Source organism: Zobellella sp. An-6, from assembly GCF_052487945.1.
In genome coordinates, this window is the sequence record NZ_CP199259.1 from 2,109,459 (window position 1) to 2,126,719 (window position 17,261).

General features: G+C 61.6%; 19 protein-coding genes and 4 tRNA genes. 9 read left to right on the forward strand and 14 right to left on the reverse strand.

The window, feature by feature from the left end:
• Window positions 1–74 precede the first annotated feature (74 nt).
• From ACT7DK_RS09825 to ACT7DK_RS09840, 4 genes are all read right to left on the reverse strand, one after another.
• Window positions 75–215 (reverse strand): major capsid protein, encoded by a 141-nt coding sequence (locus tag ACT7DK_RS09825; protein WP_445398649.1) that lies wholly within the window; start codon window positions 213–215, stop codon window positions 75–77.
• A gap of 186 nt (window positions 216–401) precedes the next feature.
• Window positions 402–710, reverse strand: a complete 309-nt coding sequence (locus ACT7DK_RS09830) for a hypothetical protein (RefSeq protein ID WP_445398651.1) — start codon at window positions 708–710, stop codon at window positions 402–404.
• A 12-nt stretch (window positions 711–722) separates the two neighbouring features.
• Window positions 723–1,874, reverse strand: a complete 1,152-nt coding sequence (locus ACT7DK_RS09835) for a replication initiation factor domain-containing protein (protein ID WP_445398653.1) — start codon at window positions 1,872–1,874, stop codon at window positions 723–725.
• A gap of 55 nt (window positions 1,875–1,929) precedes the next feature.
• Window positions 1,930–2,136: a hypothetical protein gene (locus ACT7DK_RS09840; protein ID WP_106728253.1), complete on the reverse strand. Its 207-nt coding sequence runs from the start codon at window positions 2,134–2,136 to the stop codon at window positions 1,930–1,932.
• Window positions 2,137–2,259: 123 nt separating this feature from the next.
• Here ACT7DK_RS09840 and ACT7DK_RS09845 point away from each other — a divergent pair, with 123 nt between their 5' ends.
• On the forward strand, window positions 2,260–2,592 hold the full coding sequence (locus tag ACT7DK_RS09845) for a DUF3693 domain-containing protein (RefSeq protein ID WP_445398655.1): 333 nt from the start codon (window positions 2,260–2,262) through the stop codon (window positions 2,590–2,592).
• A gap of 136 nt (window positions 2,593–2,728) precedes the next feature.
• Here the strand turns inward: ACT7DK_RS09845 and ACT7DK_RS09850 are convergent, their stop codons facing one another.
• Window positions 2,729–3,226: a putative molybdenum carrier protein gene (locus ACT7DK_RS09850; RefSeq protein WP_445398657.1), complete on the reverse strand. Its 498-nt coding sequence runs from the start codon at window positions 3,224–3,226 to the stop codon at window positions 2,729–2,731.
• Between the two features lie 167 nt (window positions 3,227–3,393).
• Between ACT7DK_RS09850 and ACT7DK_RS09855 the strand changes: the two genes are divergently transcribed.
• Complete coding sequence (locus ACT7DK_RS09855; protein WP_094038816.1) at window positions 3,394–3,696, forward strand: MTH1187 family thiamine-binding protein; 303 nt, start codon at window positions 3,394–3,396, stop codon at window positions 3,694–3,696.
• Window positions 3,697–3,751: 55 nt separating this feature from the next.
• Here ACT7DK_RS09855 and ACT7DK_RS09860 read toward each other — a convergent pair whose 3' ends face one another.
• The gene (locus tag ACT7DK_RS09860) at window positions 3,752–4,870 is read right to left on the reverse strand and encodes a CapA family protein (RefSeq protein WP_445398660.1); all 1,119 of its coding nucleotides are present in this window, start codon (window positions 4,868–4,870) and stop codon (window positions 3,752–3,754) included.
• A gap of 272 nt (window positions 4,871–5,142) precedes the next feature.
• Here ACT7DK_RS09860 and ACT7DK_RS09865 point away from each other — a divergent pair, with 272 nt between their 5' ends.
• On the forward strand, window positions 5,143–5,868 hold the full coding sequence (locus tag ACT7DK_RS09865; RefSeq protein ID WP_445398662.1) for a hypothetical protein: 726 nt from the start codon (window positions 5,143–5,145) through the stop codon (window positions 5,866–5,868).
• Here ACT7DK_RS09865 and ACT7DK_RS09870 read toward each other — a convergent pair.
• Window positions 5,865–6,917 carry an MJ1255/VC2487 family glycosyltransferase gene (locus tag ACT7DK_RS09870; protein WP_445398664.1) on the reverse strand — a complete coding sequence of 351 codons (1,053 nt, stop codon included), beginning with the start codon at window positions 6,915–6,917 and terminating at the stop codon, window positions 5,865–5,867. The two genes, ACT7DK_RS09865 and ACT7DK_RS09870, sit on opposite strands and share 4 nt — an antisense overlap.
• A 12-nt stretch (window positions 6,918–6,929) precedes the next feature.
• Entirely contained in the window at window positions 6,930–7,439 is a 510-nt protein-coding gene (locus ACT7DK_RS09875; protein WP_445398666.1) for a phosphatase PAP2 family protein, read from the reverse strand.
• 166 nt (window positions 7,440–7,605) lie between these two features.
• On the opposite strand from ACT7DK_RS09875, the gene ACT7DK_RS09880 reads away from it, so the two are divergent.
• Together ACT7DK_RS09880 and fabA are read left to right on the forward strand one after the other, a co-directional pair.
• Window positions 7,606–9,564 (forward strand): Lon protease family protein, encoded by a 1,959-nt coding sequence (locus tag ACT7DK_RS09880; protein WP_445398668.1) that lies wholly within the window; start codon window positions 7,606–7,608, stop codon window positions 9,562–9,564.
• A 92-nt stretch (window positions 9,565–9,656) separates the two neighbouring features.
• Window positions 9,657–10,187, forward strand: coding sequence for a 3-hydroxyacyl-[acyl-carrier-protein] dehydratase FabA (gene fabA / locus ACT7DK_RS09885; protein WP_202083971.1), 531 nt, complete (start codon window positions 9,657–9,659; stop codon window positions 10,185–10,187).
• 61 nt (window positions 10,188–10,248) lie between these two features.
• Here the strand turns inward: fabA and rmf are convergent, their stop codons facing one another.
• From rmf to rlmKL, 4 genes are all read right to left on the reverse strand, one after another.
• Window positions 10,249–10,425, reverse strand: a complete 177-nt coding sequence (gene rmf / locus ACT7DK_RS09890; RefSeq protein WP_094038823.1) for a ribosome modulation factor — start codon at window positions 10,423–10,425, stop codon at window positions 10,249–10,251.
• A gap of 185 nt (window positions 10,426–10,610) precedes the next feature.
• Entirely contained in the window at window positions 10,611–12,515 is a 1,905-nt protein-coding gene (gene uup, locus ACT7DK_RS09895; protein ID WP_445398671.1) for an ATP-binding cassette ATPase Uup, read from the reverse strand.
• Window positions 12,512–12,751: a glutaredoxin family protein gene (locus tag ACT7DK_RS09900; RefSeq protein WP_445398673.1), complete on the reverse strand. Its 240-nt coding sequence runs from the start codon at window positions 12,749–12,751 to the stop codon at window positions 12,512–12,514. Before ACT7DK_RS09900 ends, uup begins: the two co-directional genes overlap by 4 nt.
• Complete coding sequence (gene rlmKL, locus ACT7DK_RS09905; RefSeq protein ID WP_445398675.1) at window positions 12,744–14,861, reverse strand: bifunctional 23S rRNA (guanine(2069)-N(7))-methyltransferase RlmK/23S rRNA (guanine(2445)-N(2))-methyltransferase RlmL; 2,118 nt, start codon at window positions 14,859–14,861, stop codon at window positions 12,744–12,746. Before rlmKL ends, ACT7DK_RS09900 begins: the two co-directional genes overlap by 8 nt.
• 181 nt (window positions 14,862–15,042) lie before the next feature.
• Between rlmKL and ACT7DK_RS09910 the strand changes: the two genes are divergently transcribed.
• The 4 genes from ACT7DK_RS09910 to ACT7DK_RS09925 all read left to right on the forward strand — a co-directional run bounded on the left by ACT7DK_RS09910 (window position 15,043) and on the right by ACT7DK_RS09925 (window position 15,495).
• A tRNA-Met gene (locus ACT7DK_RS09910) sits at window positions 15,043–15,119 on the forward strand.
• Between the two features lie 43 nt (window positions 15,120–15,162).
• A tRNA-Met gene (locus ACT7DK_RS09915) sits at window positions 15,163–15,239 on the forward strand.
• Between the two features lie 51 nt (window positions 15,240–15,290).
• Window positions 15,291–15,367, forward strand: a tRNA-Met gene (locus ACT7DK_RS09920).
• Between the two features lie 51 nt (window positions 15,368–15,418).
• Window positions 15,419–15,495: transfer RNA gene (locus tag ACT7DK_RS09925), tRNA-Met, on the forward strand.
• Window positions 15,496–15,511: 16 nt separating this feature from the next.
• Here ACT7DK_RS09925 and ACT7DK_RS09930 read toward each other — a convergent pair.
• On the reverse strand, window positions 15,512–16,048 hold the full coding sequence (locus ACT7DK_RS09930; protein ID WP_445398677.1) for a cell division protein ZapC: 537 nt from the start codon (window positions 16,046–16,048) through the stop codon (window positions 15,512–15,514).
• A gap of 161 nt (window positions 16,049–16,209) precedes the next feature.
• A complete protein-coding gene (gene pyrD, locus ACT7DK_RS09935) occupies window positions 16,210–17,217 on the reverse strand; it encodes a quinone-dependent dihydroorotate dehydrogenase (RefSeq protein WP_445398679.1) in 1,008 nt (335 codons plus the stop codon).
• Between the last annotated feature and the right edge of the window lie 44 nt (window positions 17,218–17,261).

The following is a 17,261-nucleotide window of genomic DNA, read 5'->3' on the forward strand; positions in this document are numbered from 1 at the left end:
TCCGCATCCAATATCAACATGAAACACCTAGATCTAAAAAGGGGGCCGCAGCCCCCTGATAAATTGAGCCGAGATTAACGGCTAACAATGCCCTGGATTTTACGCCAGACGAACACCAGGCCATTGACCCCCATTTTTGCCGCGCCGATACCGGCAACCGCAGCAGTCAGGAGACCAATAGCAGTGAGCGCTTCAGACACATCGATGGCTTCCATTTTTTACCCCTTATTTACGAGTGAACTTACCTAAAAGACCATAGCCACCAGCCACGCATATCATTGTGGCCAGCGCCGCTACAATCGTTGACGAACCGGCCATGACGCCGGAGAGATAATATACCTCCAATGCTTGCGGATTCTGACAAACGCCGTCCACTACCGCATCACAGGCATATAACACCATTATGCTTTTTCCCAGGATACAACGACGTTACGACTGGGATTTTCCGGGTCAGCTTCAAGGATCAGCTTCACCGGCTGCATAAACGGAATGTTTTTCAGGGCCTCGATAGTCTCAGGCGTATTGAGCACACCCAAATCACGAGTATCGAACCCGTAATTGATGATATTCGTTTCCTCTTTGGTAATCGATTTGGCCGGCACCAAATAGGTGAGCTGGGCAAAATCATACGGCTTAGGCACTCCGGTTTTCCGGCTAATGCCGCTACCTTTGGTAACAGAAATCACGGCCATAACTTGCATGGTAGACATATCAACACCCTCTTAAAAAGCCGGCTCAATTGTGCCGTTGGTAGATAACAACTCATAGTTGACCGGTCGCTTTAATCGCGCCGGTATATCGTCAATGCCCAAATGGGAGGTAAGGCGGTGACAAATATCACCAGGGCTTATTCCTTCCCAACGAGCGAGATAATTAATCAGCCGTCCGGCCTGAATGGCGGCAGCCTCGATTGACCGTTGACGGTCGACCTTGAACAGGTTTTTAAACGTCCTGATACGATCAGGCTCCACTTGCTCGACCAATCCAGCCAGGGCAGGATAGGCCCCGGCAAAATACGCATCCGGGTTCAGCAGAACATCCAACGGAATCTCCCGGTCTTTAGACCTAATTTCAACTTCTGCCCGTTGCCAATTCGGATGTTCCTGGGACTGCATTTGCCGACCTTTTTCGTAGGCCCGAAACACTTTGCCAGACTCCCGAGCACCGACATAAAAGGAGCAACCCAAATCCGGCACCATGCCGTAACGCTTTTTGGCGGCTTTAGGGTCAATCAGATTGATATGGCCGGACTCGATATAGGTGTACTTGGGCGGGCGGCCACGACCGCTAAATAAACCGTCCAAGGCCATGTCACGGAAGCCGGCAGCCGAGAACGCCAGCCCCTCATAGTCATCCAGGGCCAAATCCACACGAGTGATCTTGAAACCCGGCAACCGCTGCACAATCCCGTGCAGACGAGCAAAGTCAATGGCCACACAACCGGCGCCACTGATGGACACCAGACAGCCGCCGTTTTCCGCGCCCCAAGCCACGACACCCGCGTTAGCGCCGTCGATTTTGAGCGTAGCCGAGCGGCTGTAACCGTACATGCCGCCCTGACGAGCCTCATAGCCGAAACGAGCCACACCCGTGGGGCTCAGCTCCTCATTGAGTTCCTGAACAAACGCCTCGACCTCAGCGCAGCACAGAGCATCGAGCAGTTGAACCCCGTAATGGTGCACAATATCGTTATAGGCGTCGTTATAGTCGACCCCGACGGCGATACACTCAGCCGAGCCCATGGCCTCGTCAAGCATGTCGGCCATTTCAGCCAAAAAGGCCCGATTCAGCTCCGGGTCAGAACCCGAGAACCGCTCTACACCCACCGGGCGAGGGGTCTTGATGATGGCCCCGGTACGGGCCAAGCTTTTCATGCGCACTAGAGGAGCTGGCGACCAGGTAAAAGACAAGTAATCATGGATAACCCGGTTAGCCATGGCGGAAAGCCCCCGCGTCGTGCAGTTCCTGCCAGTTGTCCGGCGTCACCTCGACCAGCTCGTAATCGTCAAACTCAAAGGCCAGATGCTGGCGAAGGCGGCTCATGCTAGGGAAAAAGTCCACGTCACCACAGATGCAGGCGGAGACCCAGCCTGGGCCAAATTCCGGTTGTTCCTGCCAGTAGATGGTGACGGTCATAACGTTAGCTCACTGTTTTGCTAGTGAAATCAGTCTAAATAACTGGCTTGCTAATCGCAACTAGCCAACAAGCGAGCAAAATCAACTAAGATCCGGATAGAAGTTCAGAAGGAGAACAAAAATATGTACTCAAAAACGCTGATTGACGCCTACATGAAGGCCAAAAACTACATTCAATACAAGCAAGTAGCCGCAGACCTAGGATTTACCACGGCTTACATTGCAGAGATAAACCAGGGACACAAAGAATTCACTGAAGAAACAGCACTTTACATTGCCAAAGAAGTAGGACTAGACGAACAAGAAGTGATACTCAGGATAGCAAGAGAAAAAGCCAAGTCAGAGACCACAAAAGCAGCCTGGGACAAGCTTTTGAAGAAGTACCAAAACAGCCTGCAAGCCGCGTCCGTGCTGGGTTTCATGCTCTTCAGTCAGTGTTTCTCTTACTTCGCATAATGTATATTATGTTAAATAGGAAATTATAAGGTTCAGGGCACCCGGGTTCTACCGCCCGGTTTTAAAGATTTATCGGTACCGTTACTTGGCCCGCTGTGTCCGGTACCCTGCTCGGTTTCGTCATTTCCGGCGATCCTCAGCAAGGCATTTCGCCAGTGTTCGAGGACATCGATGCCCTGATCATCGCCGTCAGCACACGGAAGCTGTAGTCATAGATCCCCGGCTGACCACTTTCCCTCGGGCCCGCCACGTTCAGTACCGCAATCCGCTGGGCCCGGATAAACGCCAGCACTGCCGTGCAAGCCTGCTCAACCGACACCAGCTCCATGTCGATAAGCCGGAACGGCTTTTGCTCGCGGATGCACAGCGCCAGGGTCAGCGCCGTACCGCCGGTTGGCATGCCGTGGTAAAAAATAACGGTGCCATCGGCCTCCTGCAGGTTTCTGCGGGTCCGTTGCCGGTAGCCGCCGGCCAGTTCGATCAACGGATAAACCTCGTCTATGGACCCGTCTTCCGCCCGCCGCCCGGACGGACAATACCCCCCGGCCGGAAATCCCGCCGCCATGGCCGCGTCCAGGGCCGCCCGGTCGGCGCCGGTCTGACCGCCGCTGATGATTTTTTGCAGTATGCTCATTATCGCCCTCATTACTGACAGCACCCTGGGGCCGACTCAATGGAACCCTATGACCACAATGCGCTGGCCAACGCAAATGCCCCATCTGGCCCTTGTGGCCTGAGCGCGCTTTGGCTCGAATGGCGGAGTGATACAACTTACCGATTCATTCTAACCAGGGAGCTGTTATGTACGTACTGATGGATATCATGGTCTCGCCCGGCGGCGTTGGCGTGTCGGTGTCGCCTTATGTGGCCATGTGCCAGCAAATTTTTGAGGATGCCGGTCTGGTTCACACCATGCACGGCTACGGCACCAATGTGGAAGGCGAATGGGATGAAGTGATGGCGGCGGTCAAGCGCTGCCACGAGGTGCTGCACGATGCCGGCGCCGTGCGCATTACCAGCCATATCAAGCTGGGCACCCGCAACGACCGGGCGCAGACCATGGCCGACAAGGTCGCCAGCGTGCAACAAAAGCTGGGCGGCTAGCCGGGCGTTTCACCGGCTGCGGCGGGAAGGCCAACCCTCGGCGCCTGGCCCGCCTCTACCCCAGGTCCAGCGTCAGGCTGCCGTCCGGCTGGAGTCGGAACGCCGTGCCGGTGCGTTCGCCTTCCCGGTTCAATCGCTGCGCCAGCCAGGCCACGTCTTCGGGCCGGGCCCGGCACAGCCGGAACTTGTTCAGCTGCAGCGGCACCAGGCGCAGCGACTGCAAACGGCCGCTGTCCCGCTCCAGCACCGGAAAGAACATCACCACCAGATCGGGCCGGTATTGCTCGTAACCGCGGATGCCCTCGTAGTCGTTGATAAAGTCGCCGCAGCCGTAAAGGATAAGCCGCTCCCGGTACAGCTCCAGCCCCAGCACATGGTGGGATGAATGGCCGTGCACCAGGTCGACCCCGGCTTCGTCGATCAGGGCCCGGGCGAAGTCGCGGTGGGCGGCCGGGATGGCGTAGCCCCAGTTAGGACCCCAGTGGATGGACACCAGCACCCGGTCCCCTGGCCGTTGCCAGCGCCGGATCAGGGCCTTGAGCTCGTCGAGTGCCGGCGCCGTCAGCGTCGGCAAAAAGAATACCCCAGGTCGGTCGACACCGGCCGCCCAGCTTTCCGGCACGCCGCTGGAGGCCAGGGCCAGGGCGAAGATCAGCAGGCGCCCGCCCTCCTCCGACCTAAGTCCGATCCTGGCCGGCGCCCTGGCCTCGGCGAGCTGCCTTCCGGCACCGGCGGTGCGGATGCCCTGTCGTTCCAGCCCGGCCAGGGTGTCGAGCAGCCCCCGCCGGCCCCAGTCCAGCACATGGTTGTTGGCCAGGACACAGACGTCGATGCCGGCGGTGCGGAGGATGGGTGTGTTGGCGGGATGCATACGGTAGTTGATGCCCTTGGGCTGCCAGTCTTCGCTGGTGGTGATACTGGTTTCCAGGTTGATCACCCGCACCGCAGGCCCGACCCGCGCCAGCTCGGCCAGGGCGTCGCCCCAGACATAGGCAAAACCGACCCGTCGCGGGATCCGCCCGCGCCGCTGCTCGGCCAGCCTGACATAGCCGCTCGCCCGGGTCATATAGGCTTCGTGCAGCTTGTCCGGGCAGGAGCGGGGCAGGATCTGGTCGATTCCCCTGCCCGTTATCACATCGCCGCACAGGAACAGGCTCAAGGTTCGCCGGGACATAGGGCTCCTTCCGAGAAAAGACGTACCTTACATCTCCAGTCTGGCAAAAAATGCGTATAAGTCACCAGGCATTTAACATAACGTCATCGGTTGCGCATTTATGGCTGCCTTATCCGATAGCGGGTGCTGCGGCCTCTTAAACCTTATATTCGGCTCATATATCAAGCCGATTAAGTCCTCTATTCGGCTCACCCGTTTTGTTGCTGTCCTGGTGCCGGCGGTCCCGACCCGCTACCATGGCGGCATGATCGGCGGGATAACAAGGAAAGCCCATGGAGATCCTCATCGCGGCCAGCAATGCCCTGGCCAAATGGCTGCGGCTGGAGCTGCCTCGCCTGCCCAGCCCGGACGGCAAGCGCATTGGCACCCAGCCGCTGACCACGGGTTTCGGTCGGGTGTCCTGGCAATGCCATCTGGTGGAGCATGGCCGCCCTGGCGGTCTGCGTCATTACACGGTGATCGCGGTGGAAGCCCACAGCCGCTATGCCCTGCTGCTGCCTTTTTTCGAGCCACCCACGCAGGCGGAGCTGGAGTCGATACTGCTGGAGCGCTGGGGCAACGAGGCGCTGCACCTGGCCCTGGAGAGCGGCGCCGTCAACGACGACGAGCTGCCGCTGATGGTGGAGCGTTTCTTCGCCGAAGACCGGCAGATCACCTGGGTCAACAACAACGACCCCAGCATCAACGGCCATGTCACCGATGCCGGCGAGTGGCTGAAGAGCACCCTGGCCCATGAAGAGCTGGACTACCTGGACGACAACCACTGCTACGGCCTGGGTCTGCATATCAACCAGCAGTACAAACGGATCGGCGGCAACCGCAGCCAGCCCTTCCGGCCGGTGATCCGGCTGCTGGACGATGCCCTGTTCCGCTTCGGCCAGGGGCTGGCGGTGGACTGCTATCCCGACACCCCGGTGGGGGATTTTCCCTGCCCCTATCCGGACCGGCCGGCCCGCAACAACGTGGTGCGGCTGGCCGACTACCGCCGTCGCGGTTAATTCCCGGGCAGGGTGCAATAAGAGGGAAAGCGCACCTGCCGCCAGAGACCCTCGCACAGGGAGGCGGGATCCCGCCAATCGCCGGCCAGCAGCCAGTCGACCAGATGCTCCGCCACCTCCGGATAGTGCACCGGCTCGGCGGGAGGCCGTGCCAGCCAGGTGGCCACGGCACTGCTGTCCAGCCGCTCCATCACCGAGCCCAGGTTCAGCCGCGCCAGGGCCAGGGCATTGGACAACTGCTCGAACTGTCCCCCGACCGGCTTGACCAGCAATTTTTTGCCGAGGCAGAGCGCCTCCGACGGCAGCTCGAAGCCGCTGTTGGCGATGACGCCGCCGGCATCGGCCAGATCACGCTGGAATCCCTGGCGCGACGGCGCACGCCAGTGCAGGTGGCCCTGCTCCCGCGGCTCGGCCCTGGGGTGATAGCAGTAGAAGTGGACATGGGGGAAGCCCTTGAGCAGGGCCGCGATATCCCCCGGCGCCTCGAACGGCAGGTACACCAGCACCTTGTCGGGCAAGACGGCGGTGGCGGACGGCGCCGGCTCTATCAGGGGCGGCAGCAGCCGCTGCCCGAAGTGATGCCAATGCAGACCCAACTGGCAGCCGGCCGGGGCGAAATGGCGGATAAGCCGGCGGTTCAGCCAGCTTTCCCCCTGCCTGGGGACATCGCTCAGAAAGGCGGCCTGGTGGCTGATGCCGATACAGGGTACCCCCGCCCGTCGGGCGGCCCAGGCGGTCACCGGCTCGAAGTCGTTCAGTACCAGATCGTAGTCCTTCAGCGGCAGCGCGCGGATATCCCCCAGCAGTTGCAGCGGGCGGCACAGGCCCAGGGTGGCCAAGGGATCGATGCGGCCCCGGCGGGTGACGAAGGTGAGCCCGGTGCGGCTCTGGTAGGCGCCGAATGCCGCCATGTCGAAATAGTCTTCCGGCGGGCGGCCGCTGAACAGAAAATCCACCGCCAGCCCGCGCCGGTTCAGCACCTCCCCCATGGCCCTGGCCCGGGTGATGTGGCCGTTGCCGGTGCCCTGTACTCCGTAAAGAATGCGCATCGGACTCCTTGCTTAGAAAACCAACATGGCGACCAAGCCGCCCAGCAGCAGGCCGGCGAGGATGTCGGAGGGAAAATGCACCCCCAGCCAGACCCGGGACCAGCCCACCAGCAGGGCCCAGGGCAGCACCGGCCAGGCGGCGGCGCCGAAATGCAGCAGGCTCAGGCTGGCCACCAGCATGGCGGCGGCGGTATGGCCAGACGGCAGGCTGAAACGGTCGGAGGGCGCGATATAGGCCCGGGTGTCCGGCAGGGCCAGCGCCGGCCGGCGCCGCCGGCAACCATTTTTCAGGCTGAGATAGAGCGGCAGCTCCAGGGTGAAGGCCAGCAGCAAGTCCACCACATAGGCCTGCAGCGGCGCCTCCCGGCTCAGCCAGAAGAACAGCCCCAGCAACACATAGGGCGGGCCGTCGCCGGTGCGGGAAATCCAGCGGGCCAGCCAGGCTCTCTGCTGCCAGTAGCGGCTGGCCTGGGTCCGGCGGAACAACCGGTGATCGAAGCGGGTCAATGCATCCAGTACCATGGGCTCTCCTCCCTGCTCGGCTCATGGTCGCGGGGGGAGATGACAGGGGGGTGACCATCGCATGACGATTGCGCGACAAACCGGCACAGATTTTTACACAGAGGCTCGATCTGCCGGCCGGCTCAAGTATACTGGCTGCAATTTACCTAAGTTGATGAGTTTTCGAGTGCAACCACTGAGTCCTGCCGAACTGAATCCTGCTTTCACCCTGCCTGAACTCGCGACCCTGAATGATGCCACTCCCCTGCCGTTCAGCGCGCTGCAAGCCCGGGCCGATTCCGCCTTTGCCACCCTGTCGGGGCTGAACGCCGCCAACCCGGTGCTGCTGCTGAACGGCTTTCCCGGGGTGGATTACGAAGAGTTGGTGCAGGATCTGGTAAGAAAACATGCCAATCATGCCGATCTGTTCGATCTCTGCTACGCGGAAAACCTGCACCACCCGCAAAAGCCGATCTGGCTCAGGCTCAAGGCCGGCACCGGCATCGAGTTCTGCGAGCTGGTTGGCCAACTGCTGGAGCTGTCTTCCCGCCACCTGGAGGCGGAACATATTGTCGAGCGGATCCTGAGAAAGCAGGGGCAGGACGAGAAGATTGCCGATTACCTGTCGCTGCTGTCCCAGCACGTGGCCGCAGGCCAGGGCTTCAGCCATCCCATTCTCATCAACCTGATGGTGCACCGTTACGACAACACCATTCCCATCGTCTATGCCCGCCAGTTCAGCGCCGAGCAGCTGTTCGGCGCCATCCACTTCCAGACCGAGCAGGGCTCGGTGTTCAGCCACCATCACCTGCTGGAGCCGGGGCTCATCCATCAGGCCAACGGCGGCTACCTGATAGTGCCGATCGAAGAGCTGCTGGATCAGCCCAACCTCTGGTTCCGGCTGAAAAACGCCCTGGTCACCCGCCGGGTGGAATGGAGCCGGCCGGCGGAAATGGCGGCCTTCTACTTTCAGCCCGAGCCACCGCCCCTGGACATCCACCTGATCCTGGTGGGAGATCGCATGTCGGTGGCCGAGCTCTATATGCTGGACCGGGAGCTGGATACCCTCGCCTTCCTGCGGGCCGACATCATCCCCGAGTGGGATGCGCAGGCGGATCTGCCCTCCTATCTCGCTTTCCTGGCCCATCTGCGCCGCAAGCACGATCTGCTGGACATGGACAGGGGCGCCATGCTGCGCCTGTGCCGCTACGGCAGCCGGCTCACCGAGCACCAGCACCGGCTGTCGCTGGTGGAGGCCCAGCTGCTCGCCCTGATGCAGCTGGCCGATGTGATCGCCAAACGCGAGCAGAGTGACCTCATCACCGAGGCCCAGGTGGTGCTGGCCCAGCAGGAGCAGGACTACCGGCTGAGTTTCCTGGTGGAGCATTCGGATCTGGGGGTACGCGACGGCCAGTTCCTGTTGCAGACCCGGGGCCGGGAAATCGGCCAGATCAACGGTCTCTCGGTGATCCAGATAGTGGGCCATCCCTACGACTTCGGCGAGCCGGTGCGGCTCACCGCCACCGTGCACCTGGGCGACGGCGACATCGCCGACATCGAGCGCAAGGCGGAGCTGGCCGGCCATATCCATGCCAAGGCCATGATGATCATCCACGGCTACCTGGCCAACCTGTTCGGCGCCGAGCATCCCTCGCCGCTCTCCGCCAACCTGGTGTTCGAGCAGTCCTATCACGAAATCGACGGCGACAGCGCCTCCCTGGCCGGGCTGTGCGCCCTGCTCTCGGCCCTGGCCCGGGAGCCGATTTACCAGCATTTCGCCATTACCGGCGCGGTGGACCAGTTCGGCAACGTCCAGCCGGTGGGCGGCGTCAACGAGAAGATCGAGGGCTTTTTCCGGCTGTGCCAGATCCAGGGACTCAGCGGCGAACAGGGTGTACTGATCCCGGCCAGCAACCGGCTGCAGCTCAATCTGTCCGACGAGGTCTGTGCCGCCATCGCCGCCGGCCGGTTCCATATCTACCCGGTGGCCCATGTGGAGCAGGCCATCGAGCTGCTCACCGGTTGCCCGGCGGGCGAGGTGGACAGGCCCGAGACCCTGTTCGGGCGCATCCGCGAACGGCTGGACGAACTCAACGGCCACACCATGGAAAGCGGCTTTTTGCGACGTTTGTTCCGCAGGAATTAGAGATCGGACTTGTCTGGCGAACAGCTGTTCGCTAAAGTGACGCCAATTTTGTCACCAGGCCCACGTGGTCTGCTCGAATCAGGAAAAGTGAAATGCCTTCACAGAAAGAACTGGGCAAACACGCCTTTACCAAAGACGAACTGCTGGCCTGTAGCCGTGGTGAACTGTTCGGCCCGGGCAACAGCCAGCTGCCCGCCCCCAACATGCTGATGATGGATCGTATCGCCCACATCAGCGACGAAGGCGGCGAGCACGGCAAGGGCGAGATCCTGGCCGAGCTGGATATCACCCCCGACCTGTGGTTTTTCGATTGCCACTTTCCCGGTGATCCCGTCATGCCCGGTTGCCTGGGCCTGGATGCCATGTGGCAGCTGGTCGGCTTCTTCCTGGGCTGGAAGGGTGGTCCCGGCAAGGGCCGCGCCCTGGGCGTGGGCGAGGTGAAATTTACCGGCCAGATCCTGCCCACCGCCAAGAAGGTCACCTACAAGATCACCATGAAGCGGGTGATCTGGCGCAAGCTGATCATGGGCATCGCCGACGGCATCGTGGAAGTGGACGGCCGCGTGATCTACGAGGCCAAGGATCTGAAGGTCGGCCTCTTTACCGATACCTCCAGCTTCTGATCAGGACGAAAACGTTAAGGCCCCGAATATCGGGGCCTTTTTTGTTGAAGGAGAAAATTGTTTACTTCATGAAGAGGCCAGAGCCTTTGTCTTCCATTGCGTCTCGCCAGCCCCCTAACCAATGGCCTTTGGCATCGAAATCGTTGTAGGGGCACTGCTCTTTAGAACGACCACTGACTCCAGCTTGGTAACCGCGGGTACGCGCTCTTTCCAAACGGTCACGTTTTTGTCTCTTCATAGGTATAACCCTCATTTAATCAACAAAAAGTGCACGGCCAATCCAACGGCCGCACCCTATGAATAGTTGAGTTGATGAGTGAGATCAAGGCCAATTTCTGAGCATAGCTCAGCTTACCGGATTAGCGACTGATATTTATGAAGTTTTGATGAAAGGGCAAAAGCCGGAAATGTGAGCCGGCTCACTCAGCCGGCCGCCATTTCCTCCAGCTCCTCCCAGCGGGCGAAAGCCTGCTCCAGCTCGGCTTCCACCGCCGCCAGGACCTGCAACCGGGACTGGGTGACCGCCTCCGGCTGGCCGAAGAAGTCCGGGGCGTTGATCTCCTCCTGCAGGGCGGCGATCTGCTGCTCCAGCTGCTCCAGGCGGGCGGGCAGGCCGTCCAGCTCCTGCTGCAACTTGTAGGACAGCTTCTTGCCGGACTTGGGCGCCGGCTTCTCCACCCGGGGCGCGGGCTTCTCTTCCTTCTCCCTGGCCGGCGTCGCCTCGGCCAGGTGCGCGCGCTGGAACTGCATGTCCTGGTAGCCGCCCACGTACTCGCTCACCCTGCCCTCGCCTTCGAACAGCCAGCAGTGGGTCACGGTATTGTCGATAAAGTCCCGGTCGTGGCTGACCAGCAGCAGGGTGCCCTGGTAGTCGGCGAGCAGCTCTTCGAGCAGCTCCAGGGTTTCCACGTCCAGATCGTTGGTGGGCTCGTCCAGCACCAGCAGGTTGCAGGGCTTGAGGAACAGCCGGGCCAGCAGCAGCCGGTTCTTTTCGCCGCCGGACAGCGCCTTCACCGGAGTACGGGCGCGCTTGGGCTCGAACAGGAAATCCTGCAGGTAGCCCAGCACGTGGCGGCTCCTGCCGCCCACCTCCACTTCCTGCTTGCCGTCGGCCAGGTTGTCCATCACGGTGCGCTCGGGATCGAGCTGTTCCCGGTACTGATCGAAATAGGCCACTTCCAGCTTGGTGCCGCCCTTGAGGGTGCCGCTCTGGGCCTCGAGCTGGCCCAGCAGCAGCTTGATCAGGGTACTCTTGCCGCAACCGTTGGGGCCGACCAGGGCAATCTTGTCGCCCCGCTGCACCAGGGCGGAAAAGTCCTTGAGGATGGGCTTGCCTTCGTAGCTGAAACCCAGCTTTTCCGCCTCGAACACGATTTTGCCCGAGCGGCGCACCTCGTCCAGGGTGACGTTGACCTTGCCCAGGCTCTCCCGCCGCTGGCTGCGCTCATTGCGCAGCGCCTTCAGCGCCCGTACCCGGCCTTCGTTGCGGGTACGACGCGCCTTGATGCCCTGGCGGATCCAGGCTTCCTCCTGGGCCAGGCGCTTGTCGAACAGGGCGTTCTGCTCCGCCTCCACCCGCAACGCCTCTTCCTTGTTGACCAGATAGTCGTCGTAGTTGCCGGGCCAGCTGGAGAGCTTGCCCCGGTCCAGATCCAGGATGCGGGTGGCCATCTTGCGGATAAAGGCCCGGTCGTGGCTGATAAAGACGATGGCGCCGCGAAAATCGACCAGGAAGCCCTCCAGCCAGGCGATGGCGTCGATGTCCAGGTGGTTGGTGGGTTCGTCCAGCAGCAGGATGTCGGGATCGTTGGCCAGGGCGCGGGCCAGGGCCACCTTGCGCAGCCAGCCGCCGGACAGATCCTGGAGCCGGGTGTCGCCGTTCAGGCCGAGCAGGGTCAGGCTCTGGTTGATGCGGGTGTCGAACTGCCAGCCGTCGGCGTGCTCCACCTGCTCCTGCAGCCGCATCAGCTCCTTCATCGCCTTGTCGGAGCCGTCGTGGCTCACCTTCTCCAGCTGGTGATGGTAGGCGGCCAGCAGTTCGCCCAGCTCCGCCAGGCCGCCGGCCACGTAGTCGAACACCGTCTGATCGTCGTCGACCTGGGGCGGATCCTGCTCCAGCCGGGCGATTTTCACCCCCTGCTGCAGCTGGCGACGGCCGTCGTCGAGCTGGATGTCGCCGGCGATCACCTTCATCAGGGTCGATTTGCCGGCGCCGTTGCGGCCGACGATACACAGCCGTTCACCGGCCTGAATGTTCAATTCCACCCCGTCCAGCAGCGGGGCATCTCCGAACGCCAGCTGGGCGTTCTGCAGGGTCAGCAAACTCATGATGTTACTCGGCTAAAGTCGATAAGGTCGTCGGCGGTAAAGGGCCAGCCCAGCTCGGCGCCGTCGGCGCGGCGCAGCACCGGGATGCGCACCGCGTAGGCGGCGAGCCAGCGCTCGTCGTCGATGATGTCCTTGATGTCGGTATCGGCGGCCAGCCCGGCCTGCTCCAAAAGCGTCCAGGCCTGCTCGCACAGGTGGCAGCCGTCGGTGGAAAACAGCGTCATCCGCTTACTCATGGGGTTGGCTCCAGCGGATTTCCCAGCAGTTGTGGATCTGCGGGTTGCGGGCGAAATCCTTGGGCAGGCTGGCCCTGGTGATGTCTTTCGCCGCCAGTCCCAGCTCGGCCAGGGCCTCATGATCCAGCTTGAAGTGGCGCTTGTTGTTGGAAAAGATCAACAGCCCGTCCGGGCGCAGCCGCTTGCTCAGCAGGTGCAGCAGCTCCACATGATCCCGCTGTACGTCGAAGCTGTCCTCCATCCGCTTGGAGTTGGAGAAGGTCGGCGGATCGACGAAGATGAGATCGTAATCGGCGCCGGACTGCCCGGACTGGCTCAGCCAGCCCAGGCAGTCGGCCTGGATAAACTGGTGGCGCCGGCCGGTCAGGCCGTTGAGCTGCATGTTGCGTTCGGCCCAGGCCAGGTAGGTACGGGACATGTCCACCGTGGTGGTGGACCTGGCGCCGCCCAGGCCGGCGTGCACGGTGGCGGTGCCGGTATAGGCGAACAGGTTGAGGAAGTCCTTGCCCCGGGCCAGCTCCCCCAGCCGTCTGCGGATGGGCCGGTGATCCAGGAACAGGCCGGTGTCCAGGTAGTCGTACAGGTTGACCAGCAGACGGGCGTTGTGCTCCTGCACCTCCATCCACTGCTCGCGCCGGTCCAGCTTTTCGTACTGCTCGGTGCCCTTCTGCCGGGCGCGCACCTTGAGCACCACCTTGTCGCCGGTCACCCCGGTCACCGCCATGGCAGCCTGCACCAGATCGAAGAAGCGGGCCCGGGCCTTGTGCTCGGGGATGCTCTTGGGGGCGGCGTATTCCTGGATCACCAGATGATCCCGATAGCGGTCGATGGCGGCGTTGTACTCGGGCAGATCCGCGTCGTACAGCCGGTAGCAGTCGATCTGCTCGGTCCTGGCCCACTTTTCCAGCGCCTTGAGGTTCTTGGCCAGGCGGTTGGCGAAATCCTCCGCCAGCGGGCGGGCGGCCCTGGCATCCTCGGCGATGCGGTAGTTGCGCAGCTCGCAGGCCAGGGCGCCGTTGAACAACTTGTAACTTTTCTCGGGCCGCAGCCGCAGGCAGCTGAGCAGCTCCGGGGAGCTGGAGATCAGGCTCACATGCCAGCCCTTGAACTGGTCCCGCAGCTTGTCGCCCAAGGCCTGGTGCAGGCCCAACAGGGAAGGAAACTCGCTCAGGCGCTCGCCGTAGGGCGGGTTGGAAATCAGCCAGCCCGGTTGTTCGGCGGGATTGGTGAGGTTGTCGACGCTGCCTTGCTCGAAACGCACCAGCGCCGCGACCCCGGCCGCCTCGGCGTTGTCCCGGGCGAAGCCCAGTACCCGCTTGTCCTGATCGAAGCCGAACAGTACCGGAGCTGCCTGTTTGAGGCCGCGGGTGGCGCGCACCGTGGCTTCGGCCTTGACCTGCTGCCACAGGGCGTCATCGTGACCGGACCAGGCCATAAAGCCGAACCGCGGGCGCAGCAGCCCCGGCGCCTGATCGGCGGCCATCAGCGCCGCTTCTATTAATAGGGTACCCGAGCCGCACATGGGGTCGACCAGAGGGGCGCGTCTGTCCCAGCCGCTGCGCAGCAGGATGGCGGCGGCCAGGTTTTCCTTGAGCGGCGCCTCCCCCGCCTGCTGGCGGTAGCCGCGCTGGTGCAGGGCCGGGCCGGACAGATCCAGGGTGATGCTGAGCTGGTTGCGCTTGAGGTGAGCGAGGATGCGGATGTCGGGCGCCCGCTTGTCCACGCTCGGCCGCTCGCCCCGACGCTTGCTCAGGCGGTCGACGATGGCGTCCTTGATCTTGAGGGCGCCGTACTGGGTGTTGGTGATGGCGTTGTTGCCGCCGGAAAAGTCCACCGCGAAGGTCTGGCCCTCCTGGATATGCCGCTCCCACTCGATGTTGGCCGCCCCCAGGTAGAGATCCATGTCGTCGCGCATGGTGAAGTCGGCCAGCTGCAGCATGATGCGCGAGGCCAGCCGTGACCACAGGCAGGCGCGGTAGGCGGTTTCCAGGCTGCCCCGGAAGGCCACGCCGGCCACGGTCTCCTGGAGCTCGCTGGCTCCCAGCTGTTGCAGTTCGTCGGTGAGTAAGGATTCCAGCCCCTTGGGGCAGGTAGCAAAAAACGGCAGCATAGTCAGGCTTGTCTGATAAAAGAAGGCGGTATTATACCTGAAACGACCCGGGGGCTGTAAAAATTGCCGTCGCCCTGCACGGAAGATAGGCATATAGCGGTATTATTGCGCAACCGGAATAAACTTCTGGCAAAGTCCTTGCGTTCAGTGATGGGGATCACTAGTATACGCAGCCTGAGGACGCGGGATGGAGCAGCCTGGTAGCTCGTCGGGCTCATAACCCGAAGGTCGTCGGTTCAAATCCGGCTCCCGCAACCAGTTCTCGGAAAGCAAGACAAGGTTTACCTTATCAAGGTTCAGGCGCGGGATGGAGCAGCCTGGTAGCTCGTCGGGCTCATAACCCGAAGGTCGTCGGTTCAAATCCGGCTCCCGCAACCAACTTGATAACGGACAACCTGACAAGCACGCTGTAAGACGTTAAGTATCGGACGCGGGATGGAGCAGCCTGGTAGCTCGTCGGGCTCATAACCCGAAGGTCGTCGGTTCAAATCCGGCTCCCGCAACCAACTTGATAACGGACAACCTGACAAGCACGCTGCAAGACGTTAAATACCGGACGCGGGATGGAGCAGCCTGGTAGCTCGTCGGGCTCATAACCCGAAGGTCGTCGGTTCAAATCCGGCTCCCGCAACCAATTTTCCGGTTTTCCCCTACCCCACCTTGCGCAGTTCTTCTTCCTGCTCGATTTCCTCCAGACTGATCAACCTGTCGTTCATCACCTTGATGGCGCCGAAGGTCGGCAACTGCTTGCTGTCGTTCAGGGTTGTCGGCACCGACAGGGAGACACAGACCGACGCCGAGGCCGAGGTTTCCACCACCATCAGGGTGAGCCGTTCACCCGCCACCGCCAGGCCGATCAGCTCGCCCAGCTCGGGCTGGTGATAGTCCGCCTGTTGGGTAAAAAACCAGCTCTGGGGCATCAATGGCTTGTAGAAGCGGGCCACCGCCACCCCGTTGAGGGCGGCCTGCACCCGTTGTGCCGGCGCGTGGATACCACCCAGCTTGTCGAGAAAGCTATAGTAGAGGCCGGTGTCTTCCACCGAGAAGCACTGGCTCATGCCGTCGGCACAGACCAGCTGTTTTTGCAGGTAGGGGGTGGCGAACAGCATCTCCTCCCCCAGATCCAGCATCAGGCGCCGCTCATCTCCGAGAAACCAGCGCCAGCTGTCGTTTGGTTGTAGCAGCATCTGAGTCACACCTTGTGAAAAGAAAAAATCTTGTCCCAACGCCTTAATATATATTGTATTTAGCGGTAGTGAGCAAACCTTCATCGAAATGGTGGCCTTTTGCTTACTCTATTCCGGTTCCGGCAGGCCTTCCCTGGCCGCTGTCTATTTCCGTCCGTGCTTTAAAGGTGCCTGGCCAGGGTCTGGATCAGGCCCGGGCCGTGATAAATAAAGCCGGAATAAATCTGCACCAGGCTGGCGCCGGCGGCCATTTTTTCCCGGGCCGCGGTCAGGGAGTCGATTCCCCCTACCCCGATAATGGGCAGGCGGCCGTCGAGGCGGCGGGCCAGCTCGGCGATCACCTGGGTGCTCTTGCCCTGTACCGGCCGGCCGCTCAGGCCGCCGGCCTCGTAGGCGTGGGGGAGATCGAAGATCAAGGAACGATCCAGGGTGGTATTGGTGGCGATGACGCCGTCTATTTCGAAACGCACCAGGCTGTCGGCGATCTGCTCAATTTCCTCGCTGGTCAAATCCGGCGCTATTTTCACCACCAGGGGCACCTGTTTGCCATGGCGCTCGGCCAATTCCTTCTGTTTTTGCTTGAGGGAAGACAATAAATCGTCGAGGGCATCGCCATATTGCAGGGAGCGCAGATCCGGGGTATTGGGCGAGGAAATATTGACGGTGATATAGCCCGCGTGGGGATAGGATTTTTCCATGCAGATCAGGTAATCGTCCTTGCCGTGCTCAATGGGGGTGTCCTTGTTCTTGCCGATGTTGATGCCGAGCACCCCCTGGTAGCGGGACTGTTTGACGTTCTCGAGCAGATAATCGATGCCCCGGTTGTTGAATCCCATGCGGTTGATGATGCCTTCCGCCGGCTTGACCCGGAACAACCGCGGCTTCTCGTTGCCCTCCTGGGGACGGGGGGTGACGGTGCCCACCTCGATAAAGCCGAAGCCCATGGCGGCGAAGGCATCGATGCAGTCCCCGTTCTTGTCGAGTCCCGCCGCCAGTCCCACCGGGTTGGTGAAGGTCAGCCCCATCAGTTGCACCGGGTTCTGGATCAACGGCCGACGGTACAGGGCCGCCAGGGGGCCATGCTGGGTTTTGGCCAGGCCGTTGATGGTCAGCTCGTGGGCGTGTTCGGGGTCGCATTGAAAAAGCAGGGATTTTGCCAGTGAATACACGTTGTTTTCCTCATAAAAAAACCCCGGTCATGGCCGGGGCTTTT